A 14042-nucleotide genomic window follows, 5' to 3' on the forward strand; every position below is an offset into this window, starting at 1 on the left:
ATTGGAGTAACACAATGGCAATTACAAGAAGAAGTTTTCTGAAAGGTGTCGCTACAACAAGTGCGGCATCGGTTATCGGTCCAAGCTTATTGGCGTCGGCATCAGCGTCTGCTGCAGAAACAGACGGCGCGTGGAAAGTCTCTGGTTCTCACTGGGGTGCATTCCGAGCTCGTGTTTACGCGGGTAAAGTACAAGAAATTAAACCTCTAGAAATCGATCAGCACCCAACAGAGATGCTGAAAGGTATTAAAGGTATTATCTACAGCCCATCTCGTGTGCGTTACCCTATGGTTCGCCTAGATTGGTTGAAGAAGCACAAGTACAGCGCTGACACGCGTGGTAACAACCGTTTCATTCGTGTGACTTGGGATGAGGCACTAGATCTTGTTTACCGCGAACTAGAGCGCGTACAGAAAGATTACGGTCCATGGGCACTTCACACCGGTCAAACTGGTTGGAGACAAACAGGTCAGTTCCACAGCTGTACTAACCACATGCAACGTGCAATGGCACTTCACGGTTACTCTGTGAAGAAAATCGGTGACTACTCAACAGGTGCTGGTCAAACGATCATGCCTTATGTGTTAGGTTCGACCGAAGTTTATGCACAAGGCACATCTTGGGAACTTATCTTAGAAAACAGTGACAATATTGTTCTTTGGGGTAACGATCCAGTGAAAAACCTTCAAGTAGGTTGGACATGTGAGACTCACGAGTCGTTTGCATATCTAGAACAGCTGAAAGAGAAAGTTGCTAAGAAAGAGATCAACGTTGTTTCTGTTGACCCTGTTAAAAACAAAACAGGTCGTTACCTAGAAAACGAGCAAATGTACATCAACCCACAAACTGATGTGGCGTTCATGCTAGGTGTTGCTCACGTTCTTTATAACGAAGACTTGTACGACAAAGAGTTCATCGAGACTTATTGTTTAGGTTTTGAAGACTTCATCAAGTACGTTCAAGGTGAAACGAAAGATAAAGTTGAGAAGACTCCTGAATGGGCTTCAGCTATCTGTGGCGCAAGCGCGGATTCAATTCGTGACTTCGCTAAGATGCTGGTTAACGGTCGTACACAGATCCTTGTGGGTTGGAGTATCCAACGTCAACAACACGGTGAGCAGCCTTACTGGATGTGTGCAGTTATTGCAGCAATGGTTGGCCAAATTGGTCTTCCAGGCGGTGGTATCTCTTACGGTCACCATTACTCTGGTATCGGTGTATCTTCAACTGGTTTCGCTGCTCCAGGTTCTTTCCCGTTGAACATCGACCAAGGTCAATCGCCTAAACACACCAACACAGATTACAACGGTTACAGCCGTGTAATCCCTGTTGCTCGTTGGGTAGATAGCTTGCTAGAGCCTGGTAAGAAGATCAAAGCGAACGGTTCTACAGTAACACTACCTGACATCAAGATGATGGTATTCAGTGGTAACAACCCGTGGCACCACCACCAAGATCGCAACAAGATGCGTAAAGCATTCAAGAGCCTACAAACGGTAGTAGCTGTTGATTTCGCTTGGACTGCAACTTGTCGTCACTCTGATATCGTGCTTCCAGCATGTACTCAGTGGGAACGTAACGATATTGATGGTTACGGTGCGTACTCTGGCCGTGGTTTGATCGCAATGCACAAGCTAGTGGATCCTCTGTTCCAGTCTAAAACTGACTTCGAGATCATGTCTAGCCTTACTAAACGTTGGGGTCGTTACGACGATTACACGCGTGGCATGGACGAAATGCAGTGGGTTAAATCTCTGTACGACGAATGTCGTGCTGCTAACGAAGGTAGCTTTGAAATGCCTGAGTTTGCTGAGTTCTGGGAAAAAGGTTTCCTAGACTTCGGTAAAGGCAAGCCATGGACTCGTCACGCTTCATTCCGTGAAGATCCAGAGATCAATGCACTAGGTACTCCTTCTGGTTTCATCGAAATCACAAGCCGTACTGTGGGTAATATGGGTTACGAGCACTGTCAAGAACACCCAATGTGGTTCGAGAAATCTGAACGTTCACACGGTGGTCCAGGCTCTGACAAACACCCGTATTGGCTACAATCTTGTCACCCAGACAAGCGCCTTCACTCTCAAATGTGTGAATCTGAAGAGTGGCGTGCGACTTACGCGGTGCAAGGCCGTGAGCCAATCTACATCAATCCAGTCGATGCTAAGAAGAAAGGCATCAAAGATGGCGATGTAGTACGTGTGTTCAATGACCGTGGTCAACTACTGGCAGGTGCTGTTCTAATGGATAGCTACGCTCCTGGTGTTGTTCGTATCGAAGAAGGTGCTTGGTACGGTCCGATCAACGAGAAAGTGGGCGCGCTAGATACTTACGGCGATCCAAACACACTAACTCAAGACATCGGTACGTCTGAACTTGCTCAAGCGACTTCAGCAAACACATGTTTGGTTAACTTCGAGAAGTTCCAAGGCAAACTGCCTCCAGTAACTTCATTCGGTGGTCCAATCGAAGTTTCTTAAGTTCTTGTTAAGTAGCCTAGCTTCTTAGTTGGGTAACTTAAGTACGAAAGCTTGAATTAAAGCCCCTGTAAGCATTCTTACAGGGGCTTTTTGTTTTTCTAGTGTACGTGTTGGGATTTCTAACTAAGCATTGTCACAGCGCCAATTTAGGGTGTTTTTGATACAGGCTTTAATGTGTGTTTGAGGTAGTTTGTAGAAGCAATGAAGCAGTAAGGGAATGTAAAAATAACCTGTTGTAAGAACTTAGACCGATGGAAAAAAGGTCAATACAAAGTACCGACCTAATAAAAACCTATTGGAGAAGCTTGAACCTGGGATATAAAGCGGAGCCCTAAATAGAAACTTAAGCTTCGAACATAAACCAATAACCGTATGCGCAAATCAAAGCAGGAACACTCGAATAGAAGGTCGCGACAAGCGCTGCTTTCGGTGCCATTGCAATCGCTGGGAATAGCGCATCACCATCATTCGAAATAGCGTTACCGACCTGAGCCGAGAGTGGCAGTGCGCCTGAGAGATAAAGGCTAGTCACCAATAGCTGAGGACCACAGCCAGGTAATAACCCCATCAACACACCCGCCAGGGGGATCATCATGCCCCAACTCGAGAATAGCGTCGCAAAATCCACATTTGCTATCACAGAGCCAAATTCAAAGAAAAGAAAGGCCACCACAACCCACGCTGTTACGAAATTAGTATCTTGAGCCGTTTTTTGTAGTGGATGAGAGCCCACACACTTTTCGTCTTCACTCACGGCAGATTTGTAATCCTCAATTTCACGGGTCAGCCCCCACAGAAACATGGAGCTGATCAGCAAAATTGTTCCTGCCCACTCCATCGACATTTCAGGCAAAGCGAGTAACTCGTTAACATCGACTTGAAAAGAGCCGAGTAGGGCAACGGCAGCACCAGGAACAATCAGTACAGACCAAAGGTAACCTTGTAGGTTTATCGCTTTTTTAGAGACCGCTTCTTTGTCTTGAGATTGAGAAGCGCAGCTGTAAGTGACTTCACTTTTTTCTGCCGGTTTCGGGCGTAAGAAGTCGTCGGCGTGAAATAAGTTAATGATTCGGCCTGACGCAGTGCCTACAATGACGCCCATCGCCATCATGGCTAAACCTGTCTTAGGCTCGCTCGCTATGAGTAAGAACGCCGCGTCACCCATGGTCGAGACGAGCACCGCAACCACGGCACCAAATCCGAGTTTTCCTGAGATAAATTGTGTGGTCACCACTATCGCACCGCCACAGCCGGGTAGCGCCCCCATGAGAGCCGCGAATACCACTTGATTTGAGCGAGATTGATGAACGAGCTTGTTGAAGACGTTATCTTTGTTGATGTAGAAGCTTAACCAGTGGTAAATAGCCAAGGTTAACGCGACGTAACAAGACACGGCCCAGAAGGCATCTGACAAAGTGGTCACCGTCAATTCACGTGTGGCAGGGGCTGCCACTAAGGCTACAAGTGAGATAGGCAATAGCAGTCGCTTAAATGAGAGTGAAAACTGAGTTGTTTTCGAAGCACGATTGCTTGGCAAAAAAGAGATTAGTCGATCCATAGGTGTTACTCAAAATTAGTGGCTTAAGATAAATATATACGAATGATAATAATTATCAATTGCATTTGTTGTTTTTTTATCTATTGTTACTATTGGTTAAACCTACGAAACATGACCAATCTAAAAAAATGAGGTAAAGTATGGCCAATAAAGAGAGGCTCTAAAGGTAGAGTCATAATTGTTAGTGTAATAGGAAGAAACATGATTTTAGTTGTTGGTCACAAAAACCCTGATAGTGACAGTATTTGTAGTGCGTTAGTTGCAACTGAGCTTCTTAAAGCTCGTGGCGAGGAAGCGACACCAATTCGCCAAGGCGAGATCAACCGCGAAACTCAACACATTCTAGAAGTCGCTGGTGCTGAAAAGCCAGAGCTTCGTACTTCTGTTGCTGGTGAGAAAATCTGGCTAGTTGACTACTCAGATCTAGCACAAGCACCAGATGATGTTGCTGATGCAGAGATCGTAGGTATTGTCGATCACCACCGTCTAGGCGATGTGATGACAGTTAACCCAATGGAAGCTTGGATCTGGCCCGTTGGTTGTACAAACACTGTACTATTCAACATGTTCAAGATTGAAGGTCACGCTATCTCTCAACAAATCGCTAAACTAATGATGTCTGCAATTCTTTCAGACACTGTCGGTTTTGCTTCTCCAACATGTACTCAAAAAGACAAAGACGCCGTTGCTGAGCTTGCTGAAATCGCTGGCGTGACTGACGTTGATGCATTCATCAAAGCGCTTCTAATCGCTAAGACAAACATCGAAGGCCTATCTGCTGCACAGCTAGTAGAAAAAGACCTTAAAGGCTACCCATTCAACGGTCGTGATGTTGTTGTTGGTCAAGTTGAACTTGCGACTCTTGAGCAAGTAGACGGCATGATCGAAGCATTAGAAGCGGATCTTGAAGAGCGTTGTGAGAAAGACGGTCTAGCATTCGCTGCGGTAATGCTAACAGACATTACTACTGCACAAACTCGTCTACTTTACAAAGGTGAGTGGGCTGAGAAATTGGTTAAGCATGAGCAAAATGGTGTATTGATGATGGAAAATACATTAAGCCGTAAGAAGCAAGGTTGGCCTTGGCTTCAAGGTGAGCTAGCTTAATCAAGTCGCTTTAATAGTAAACGCCTGCTTATCTAGCAGGCGTTTTTCTTTGAAGTCGACTTTCTTCTTCAGAGGTATTAGTTGAAGTTAAGAACACTCGGCATAAAATAACTTTAAGAACAAAGTTACTGACTAAAGTAGGAAATTAAGATGACTACACAGCTAGACGATAAAAAAATCGCTGAAATCAACAAGTATACGGGTGAGCAACGCTTAAAATACTGTGTGAAAGAAATCGTAGCGAACCGTGAAGTATGGATCTTAACCGATGAGCACGGTTGTGTAATGTTGAACACAGAAGATGAAGATTGTGTTCCAGTATGGCCAAACCAAGAGTTCGCAGAATCGTGGGCAACGGGTGATTGGTCTGAGTGTAAAGCTGAGTCTATTTCGTTGAACAAGTGGCACAGCCGCTGGACGAATGGTCTTGAAGACGATGAACTTGCTGTTGTGGTATTCCCGAACGAGCAAGAAGAAGGTGTTATCTTGTTCCCGGATGAGTTCGACTTCGAGCTGAAGAAACAAGCGACTAAGCGATAATCCTCTCGTTAAACGGTAAGTTAGCGTTGCCTTCCTTTAGGCAGCGCTGTTGCTCTCTTTCTGATACTACGCTTCAACACTCAGCCACCAAATGAATACGTGTTAAAGTCGGTGCCTGCTTCTTTGCCCATCACCCATTTCTACGTCCAATGACCACCTTTTTATCCAGTAACTCCCTTTTCGTCTAGTAACGACCGCTTAAATTAGTATCCTATGAGCTGATATAAAGGAGCCTGTTGCGCGTTCTTTGACGCTTGTTGAAGTACGCTTGTTTTGCTGTACCTCTCGAGTATCTTTCGAACGATAGGTTTTACTTCAGATTTTGTCATTCCAGCTTTCAGCTCGGGTTCATACAGTAGTTGCAGTAGCACCACATCTAAAGGTGATAATAAGTCTTCTGGTGTATGGTCATTGAAAATAGAAGGGTATGCCTTATCTGAATCATTAGGCAGGCCGAGAACTTGTGTGATCTCTTCTACGATACATGCGACCAGCTTGCCTCGAGATCTGGCTTGATCCACGGGAATAATAACGCCTGCATAAACAATCTCTCCTTTTGAATTTGCACGATAGCCTGCGGTACAGATAGCGCTGCCCAAATGTTGAGTCGATTTAAGTTTGAGTATCGATTTGGCTTCGGAGACCCACTGGCTTTGTCTTGTGTATATCCACTTAACATTGGCATCGGACTCTTTAGTGACTATTTCAATGGGGTGCCGGGTAACCTGAGATAGGTGTTGAATATGGAGTTCTGCAAGCTCTTGATGCAACTCTTTGTCGCCAACTCGATGGTCGATCCAAATTTTGATCGGTTGGGTCCATTTAGCGAGTGGTTTGTTTCCTTCGGTATATTCGTGTTGAAGTGCAACATTATAAAACGCTGTTTCTACAAAGGTTTTATCTAGCCAGGTGAGCGATGTGCTTGCAACGTTAAAGGAAAACAGCCCGAGCAAGAGGGGAAGCATTGAAGCTATTCGTAACATACCTTTCCCCTTTGTAAAATATAGCGCGATATGAATTAATGGCTCGGCGCTTTGGAAAAATGGCTCTCAACTAATCGTTGCGTGATTTGGTGAGTTGGATTGGTCAACACTTGATCCGTTTCTCCACTCTCAACCACATTACCTTCGTGCATGACAATGATCTTGTCGGTAATGTGTTTAACAATACCGAGGTGTTGAGATACATAAACGAACGATACTCCCATCTCTTCTTGTAGTTCTAAGAAAAGGTTGATGATTTGAGAGCGCATCGCCATATCCAAACCATTCAACGCTTCATCGGCAACAATGATTGATGGTTGAAGTATCAGCGCGCGAGCCAAACAAACCCTCTGTTTCTGGCCCGCAGCAAGCATCTGAGGATAGAAGTAGGCATGTTCTGGTAACAGGCCAACACGCAATAGTGTGTCTTTCACACGGCGCATTCGGGCTTCTGGTAGCATGTTGGTGTTTCGCTTCAATGGGCCTTCAAGAATACGACCAATCTGTATGCGAGGGTTAAGTGAAGTATTGGGATCCTGGAAGATCATGCGAATCAGCTTACAGCGAGTCGAATAATCTTTGTGTTCTAGCTTTTCACCATTCACACGAATCTCGCCCGCAGTGGGCTCAACCATACCGGCTAGCATTCTTGCTAATGTCGACTTTCCTGAACCATTCTGACCGATAAAGCCAATTGTTTGTCCGGCTTCAAGGGTAAAACTTACAGGCTTCACTGCTTGATGAATCTTTTTACGGAAAAGACCAGAGCGAGTCGTAAAGTCTTTAGATAGATCACTGACTTCTAATAATGCACTCATGATTTCTTTTTCTTCTCCATATTCAGAGGGAAGTGACAGTTAAACTTATGGTTTTTAATTCGCTTGGTATGCGGGATCTCTACACATTGCCTTTGTGCATATGGGCAACGAGGCCCCAATCGACAACCAATAGGTAGATGTTGTAATGGTGGAATCGATCCTGGCAATGACTGTAATTTTTCTTTGTGAGGGATCCAGTTATTGAAGTCTGGCATCGCTTTCAACAAAGCAACGGTATAAGGGTGTTTTGGTGCAGCCAACAATTTCTGCGTATCCGAAGATTCGACCGATTGACCACAGTACATAACGGTAATGCGAGTTGCCCACTGAGTTATGGTGGTTAAGTCATGGCCGATCAGTACGATAGTTGTGTTGTTAATCTGGTTCATGCGGCTCAATAGGCGCAATATTTGAGACTGAGTTATCGGATCCAAATCGTTAGTAGGCTCGTCAGCTATCAGCACTTTAGGTTTAGCTGCGATGGCCATTGCAATCATGATCTTTTGACATTCGCCATCGGTTAACTCGTAAGAGTAGCTATCCATCAAGCGAGAGTGATTTTTGATACCGACTTTGTGCAGCAGGGCGATTGCTTGTTTCTTACGCCATTTAAATCGTTGCCACCAGCGACCGTCGAATGCATGGGAAGGAATTGATTCAATGAGCTGGTGTCCCACTTTTTCCGATGGGTCAAGACAACTCGATGGTTCTTGGAATATCATCGCAATATCGCGTGCAATTACACGACGCCTTTCTTTAGGCGTTAGTTGAAGTAGGTCGATATTGCCTAAGCGCATTCGATCGGCTGATACTTTCCAGTTTTCCTTACAAACACCTACGATAGCTTTGGCGACCAAACTCTTACCTGAGCCTGATTCACCTACAAGGCCACGAATTTCCCCTTCATTTAGGGTAATACTCATCCGATCTACAGCTTTAACCAACCCTTGAGGAGTCTCAATTTCGATGGTTAGATGTCGAATATCAAGTAACGGCATTATTCGATTCCTGCATTTAGTGCTTGGCGAACACCTTCACCGACGAGGTTAATTACGATCACTGTAAACATAATGGCTAGGCCGGGTAGCGTCACTGTCCATGGTGCAAGATAAATCAGCTCTACAGAGTCACCTAAGATAGAACCCCACTCAGTGCTCGGCGCTTGAGCGCCAAGCCCTAAGAAACCTAAAGCGGTGATATCTAAAATGGCAACTGACAGTGCTAGCGTAATTTCAAGTGCGACGACGGTGAGAATGTTGGGAACAATCGAATTCCATAACAGATAGAAATCGTTTGCACCATCAAGGCGAGAAGCCAGAATATAGTCTTTCTCTACCTCAGCATGCACAGCAATGTAGACCGAGCGGATAAAGCGCGGTATAAGCGCCAAACATATCGCTAGTAAGATATTAAATTCACCGAAGCCTAAAAAAGCCACAAAAATAATCGCTAGCAGCAGAGACGGAATTGACATAACGGTATCGAGCAGGTGATTAAGTGTGCTTGATAGTAGCCCACGAGTCATACCTGCGAGCACGCCAATTAAACAACCAATCACAGCAGCAATGAATGTGATGACAACAGCAGCACCGAAGGTCAACTGAGAACCAATAATGAGGCGAGAAAGGATATCTCGGCCCAAGTCGTCGGTACCTAGGAAATATTCCACCGTGCCTGCTGGATCCCAAGATGGCGGGGTTAAAAGGTGACCTGTTTGTTCGTGGGAATCGTGCGGTGCCAACCAAGGCGAAGTGACCGTGATTAGGATGATAAAGACTAAGCACCACAACCCGAACATCGCGAGGTTATTACCACGAAAGCTGCGCCAGAAACGTTCGAACTGGGTTGGAACTTGCTCTTCTTGGTAGACGTTATTTGTTAGCATACCATTCCTTCCTTACCAGTGGGTTAACCATTGCGCCCAATAGATCGGACAGAATGTTTGCGGTCAAAACCAGTGTCGCTACTACAATTACGCCAGCTTGAATCGAAACGTAATCTTGATTCGAAAGAGCATCTAGCAACCAGCGGCCAATACCAGGCCAGTTAAAGATGGATTCGGTAATAATAGCGAGCGTTAACATACTTGATAGTTGAACGCCGACTTTCGGAATGATCGGTGGGATCGCATTTCTTAATACGTGTTGCATGACGATCTCTCTGGTAGACAGACCTTTAATACGTGCCGCGCGGATGTAGTTTTGCGTCATCACTTCAGCCACCGATGATCTCATCAGTCGGATAACTTGAGTTGTCGGGGCTAACGCTAAAACAAGACAAGGTAACGCCATATGCTCGATAACACTTTGTAGTGCATGTGCTCGGTATCGACCTTCTGCAAAAAAGGCATCGATCATGGCAAACCCAGTTACGTGTTCAATCTCGTAAAGCAGATCATAGCGACCGCCAACAGGGAACATTTCAAAGTGCAGTGAAAACACCATGATCATCAACAACGCGACCCAAAATATAGGAGCAGAGTAACCTGCCATTGAGGTAAACGAGATCGTGGTATCGACCAATTTACCTTGTCTCATACCGGCGATGGTGCCGAAAGGAATGCCAATAAATAGAGCCAGAACGAAAGCAAAGAAACACAGTTCTAACGTTGCTGGGAATACGATGGCAAGTTCATCGATGATAGGTGCACCGTGTTTACTTAGGCCAAAATTAAGGGTCGATAACTCTGTAATATAGCTAATCCAACCGGGCCAGAAATCTTGAATTGCCCAAGGAGAAGTTTGGTCTAGTCGAAGTAGCGAAAAGCCTACTAAAGTCAGGATCGCAAGCGTAATAACAAATAAATTTACACGTCTTAATGTATACCAAAACATCAGTTCACCTCTCTTCTGACTTGATCAAAAGGTTGAGCGTTGAACGGGCTCTGTTTGAAACCGGTCAGTGAACGGTCGTGGACGCGGAATTGCACGCCGTGTGCGAGAGGTATCACAGGAACTTCTTCGTTCAATATGTTTTGGGCTTGTCGATACAGGTTCACACGGTGCCTTTGTTGATTTATTTCCAAGGCTAAGTCGAGAAGGAAATCAAAATCCGAATTACACCACATAGAGACGTTTAGCCCGGCACGTTCAGAGCTGCAAGAGAGTAAAGGACGCAAGAAATTATCAGGATCTCCGGTATTGCCTATCCAACCAGTAAGAAGCAGATCTGTTGAGGCAATCGATGATAGCTGTGTACGGTCGAATCGGTCGTCGGTATAGAGTTTCAGTTCAACACCGATATCGGCAAAGTTAGCTTGGATAAGCTCTGCCGTTTTTCTCGGGCTTGGGTTGTATGCTCTTGGTTCTAGCGGTACCCACATTGAAAGCTCTAAACCTGGTTCAACACCGGCTTCTTTAAGAAGCGCTAAGGCGTAGTTTCGGTCATAGCGAACCTGAACGCTGTCTTTCTGATGAGCCCAAGACGTTGGTGGCAATAAGGTGTAGGCCTTGGTACCTGTACCGTAGTACACAGAGTCGAGTATGTTCTGACGATTGATTGCTAAATTGAGTGCTTTACGGACTCGAGAGTCACGCAGTGCTGGGTGTTCAGTGTTAAGCGCAATGAAAGAGACATTGACAGCAGGGGTTGCTGAAATCTTTAATTCTTCACGGGCTTGAATGACTGGGATCTGGCTAGAAATTGGCGAGTTCAAGACATCACACTCATTGCGAAGCAGCTTGGCAAGCGTGCCTGTTCCACGTTGCGATGTGTCGAATACAACTTGGTCCATTTGAACGTCACCTTTCCAGTAACGCTTGTTCTTTTTCAAGCGCACTAGATCGTTGATCTGATATTCATCTAGGTAAAAAGGACCAGTACCAACAGGTTTAGAATCGATCTCATTTTTCTCGTCAGTCGCAATCAACTTGTTGGCGTATTCTTTGGAATGAATCACCGCGTAACTGGTGGCAATATTGTTGAGGAACGAGTTGTCTGGGTGGCTTAATCGGAATTTTACCGTTAGGTTATCAACTGCAGTGATATCGACAATTAAGTTTTGGAAATCGATGCCTGCAAACCATGGGTATAGGCCGCCACCCACATAATGGAATGGGTTCGAACTATCAATGATTCGTTCAAAACTAAAGACTACGTCTTCCGCGTTCATGCTGCGAGTTGGGGCAAACCAGTCTGTGGTTTGAAACGCAACATTGGGGCGAAGAGTGAAAGTGTACTCAGTACCTGACTTGTCGACAGACCAACTTGTTGCCAAGTTCTCTTTTGGTCGGTACGTCATAGGGTCAAGCGTTAGCAGTGTGTCGAAAATTTGAGGGCTCAGTGACTCAGAAGTAATGCCACTATCAACCAGTTGTGGGTTGAAGGTGCTAGGATTACCTTGGCCGCAATAGATGAAGCCTTTTTCACGGATTTGTTCGTGATCGACACTCTCACCACATCCAGCTAAAAAGCTCAGCGTACAGATGCTCAGTGATAGTCTTATTAGTGCTTTCATAAAAAGAAATACTTTTCGAAACGAGGCATTAGAGGAGCCTCAAGATCCGGACAATTTAACATTTTATTTATTCGGCTCCAAATAATAATCAAGTGTGGACAGCTATTTATCGTTAGCTTGTCCAACAATCGCGTACTTCCTCACCATTCCTCGTAATTGGTTGTAGGTTAACCCGAGTAATTCTGCTGCTTGCTTTTGGTTATACTTGCTTTGTTTTAAGGCTTGATTGAGCAGCTGGATGTCTTGTTGTTCTTGCCATGCTTTGTAGTCAAGCGGCAAAGAAAATGTCCCTTCAGATGAAGTATGGTTGGTGGATGGATCATTGCCAATTTCTAGTGTGGAATTTTGCTCAGTTTTCCATGCTGGCTCAAACGGGTTAAACACTAAAGTTTCAATAGGATATGGATTCTTACCGTGTTGATAGATAGCACGTTCAATAACGTTTTTGAGTTCTCTCACATTTCCTGGCCAAGAATAATCCAACAACGCATCAACGGCTGAAGGTGAGAAGCCGACAAACAATTCTAGTTCCAATTCTCGACACATCTTGATGGCGTAATACTCGGCGAGCAGTGTGATGTCTTCTTTGCGCTCACGAAGCGGCGGGATAGTAATCACGTCAAACGCCAGCCTGTCCAATAAATCGGCTCTGAATTCTCCCTTCAATGCCATAGCGGGTAGGTCGGCATTGGTTGCGCAGACTAGCCTTACATTAGCACTTAGTGCTTTTTGCCCGCCCACACGCTCATACTGACCGTATTCAATTACACGCAATAGCTTCTCTTGAACAGCAAGGGGAGTTGTAGCGAGTTCATCTAGAAAAAGGGTTCCACTTTCAGCTCTTTCAAAACGACCTTGATGGCGTCCTTTTGAACCAGTAAAAGAACCAGATTCATGACCAAACAGTTCTGAATCAATCAATCCTTCACTGAGTGTTGAGCAGTTCAGTGAGATCAAGGGTTGATCCCAGCGTCTTGAAAGGTAATGCAGCCTTTGAGCGATTAGCTCTTTACCCGTACCACGCTCTCCTATGATCAGAATCGGCCTTTCAATGTGGGCTAACTGAGACACTTTATCCAAAACAGAGAGAAAGCTAGGTGATTCACCAATAAGATTCTGCTGCATAGCGGTTCCTTGTGTGGTTTGAGCGCTGGTTGATGCTATTAGAGGGCTCAATTTAAATAGCTTAAGCAAAAGAGTAGTGGCGAAAAATACCATTACTTGGCTAAATTTATCATAGCATGTATAAACTTAATCACCATTTTATTATAAGTTATTGATAATAAATGGCTTAAAAGTTGGCACGCTACTTGGATTACTCATAGTAGGTTTAACAATAAACGTAAATTTGTGAGCAGGTGGATTGAGAAGTCGAACAACGATTTAAAACACATTTGCCATCATTGTAATTAAGGAGTTCCTCATGGGTATTTTTTCTCGCTTTGCAGACATTGTAAATTCAAACATCAGTGCACTATTAGATAAGGCTGAAGATCCAGAAAAGATGATTCGTCTTATTATCCAAGAAATGGAAGACACCTTAGTTGAAGTTCGTACCAACTCAGCAAAAGCAATTGCTGACAAGAAAGAGCTAGCGCGTAAAGTAGAAGCTATCGAAACACAGATTCTAGATTGGCAAAATAAAGCGACACTTGCCCTGACCAAACAACGCGAAGATTTGGCGAGAGCGGCGCTAATCGAAAAGCAAAAACTGGAAGACATCATCAAGAGCCTTCACACCGAACAAACCTTGGTTCATGAAACCATCGAAAAATTGACGAGTGAAATTGGTAAACTTGAAACAAAGATCGCAGAAACTCGTGCAAAGCAGCAAGCACTTATGATTCGTAATAACGCTGCGAGTAATCGTCGTGATGTTCAAAAACACTTGCACTCAAGCAAAACCAACGAAGCAATGGCGAAGTTTGAGCAATTCTCGCGTAAAGTGGATGAATTAGAAGCTGAAGCAGACGTTTACGCTAAGACAGGCAATGCAAAATCTTTAGATCAAGAATTTGCCGAACTACAAGCTCAAGATGAAATTGAAAAAGAGCTGGCGAAACTGAAGCAGCAAGTTGAAAACCGCGATAAATAATTTTAGGA

Annotated in this window: 12 protein-coding genes; 4 read left to right on the forward strand and 8 right to left on the reverse strand. The window is 44.7% G+C overall.

What is annotated here, in order from left to right:
- The first annotated feature begins 14 nt into the window (after positions 1-14).
- Positions 15-2477, forward strand: a complete 2463-nt coding sequence (torA, locus tag IQO02_RS21680; RefSeq protein ID WP_010440056.1) for a trimethylamine-N-oxide reductase TorA — start codon at positions 15-17, stop codon at positions 2475-2477.
- 343 nt (positions 2478-2820) lie between these two features.
- Here torA and IQO02_RS21685 read toward each other — a convergent pair whose 3' ends face one another.
- A complete protein-coding gene (locus IQO02_RS21685) occupies positions 2821-4035 on the reverse strand; it encodes a putative manganese transporter (protein WP_016796370.1) in 1215 nt (404 codons plus the stop codon).
- A gap of 201 nt (positions 4036-4236) precedes the next feature.
- Here IQO02_RS21685 and IQO02_RS21690 point away from each other — a divergent pair, with 201 nt between their 5' ends.
- Together IQO02_RS21690 and IQO02_RS21695 are read left to right on the forward strand one after the other, a co-directional pair.
- A complete protein-coding gene (locus tag IQO02_RS21690; protein WP_010440060.1) occupies positions 4237-5142 on the forward strand; it encodes a manganese-dependent inorganic pyrophosphatase in 906 nt (301 codons plus the stop codon).
- A 150-nt stretch (positions 5143-5292) separates the two neighbouring features.
- A complete protein-coding gene (locus IQO02_RS21695; RefSeq protein ID WP_010440063.1) occupies positions 5293-5682 on the forward strand; it encodes a DUF2750 domain-containing protein in 390 nt (129 codons plus the stop codon).
- 203 nt (positions 5683-5885) lie between these two features.
- On the opposite strand, the gene IQO02_RS21700 is transcribed toward IQO02_RS21695, so the two are convergent.
- From IQO02_RS21700 to pspF, 7 genes are all read right to left on the reverse strand, one after another.
- Entirely contained in the window at positions 5886-6665 is a 780-nt protein-coding gene (locus IQO02_RS21700; protein WP_016784625.1) for a DUF2927 domain-containing protein, read from the reverse strand.
- 35 nt (positions 6666-6700) lie between these two features.
- Positions 6701-7483 (reverse strand): ATP-binding cassette domain-containing protein, encoded by a 783-nt coding sequence (locus IQO02_RS21705; protein ID WP_010440070.1) that lies wholly within the window; start codon positions 7481-7483, stop codon positions 6701-6703.
- Positions 7480-8481, reverse strand: a complete 1002-nt coding sequence (locus IQO02_RS21710; RefSeq protein ID WP_010440073.1) for an oligopeptide/dipeptide ABC transporter ATP-binding protein — start codon at positions 8479-8481, stop codon at positions 7480-7482. Before IQO02_RS21710 ends, IQO02_RS21705 begins: the two co-directional genes overlap by 4 nt.
- Positions 8481-9368, reverse strand: a complete 888-nt coding sequence (locus tag IQO02_RS21715; RefSeq protein WP_010440075.1) for an ABC transporter permease subunit — start codon at positions 9366-9368, stop codon at positions 8481-8483. Before IQO02_RS21715 ends, IQO02_RS21710 begins: the two co-directional genes overlap by 1 nt.
- Entirely contained in the window at positions 9355-10317 is a 963-nt protein-coding gene (locus tag IQO02_RS21720; protein WP_010440077.1) for an ABC transporter permease, read from the reverse strand. The genes IQO02_RS21715 and IQO02_RS21720 overlap by 14 nt, the downstream gene beginning before the upstream one ends.
- Positions 10317-11939: an ABC transporter substrate-binding protein SapA gene (gene sapA / locus IQO02_RS21725; protein ID WP_016784624.1), complete on the reverse strand. Its 1623-nt coding sequence runs from the start codon at positions 11937-11939 to the stop codon at positions 10317-10319. Before sapA ends, IQO02_RS21720 begins: the two co-directional genes overlap by 1 nt.
- Before the next feature lie 102 nt (positions 11940-12041).
- Positions 12042-13064, reverse strand: a complete 1023-nt coding sequence (gene pspF, locus IQO02_RS21730) for a phage shock protein operon transcriptional activator (RefSeq protein WP_010440089.1) — start codon at positions 13062-13064, stop codon at positions 12042-12044.
- A 298-nt stretch (positions 13065-13362) separates the two neighbouring features.
- Between pspF and pspA the strand changes: the two genes are divergently transcribed.
- The gene (gene pspA, locus IQO02_RS21735) at positions 13363-14034 is read left to right on the forward strand and encodes a phage shock protein PspA (RefSeq protein WP_010440091.1); all 672 of its coding nucleotides are present in this window, start codon (positions 13363-13365) and stop codon (positions 14032-14034) included.
- Positions 14035-14042: the final 8 nt, after the last annotated feature.

Source organism: Vibrio sp. OPT24 (assembly GCF_015163545.1).
Classification (GTDB): domain Bacteria; phylum Pseudomonadota; class Gammaproteobacteria; order Enterobacterales; family Vibrionaceae; genus Vibrio; species Vibrio cyclitrophicus.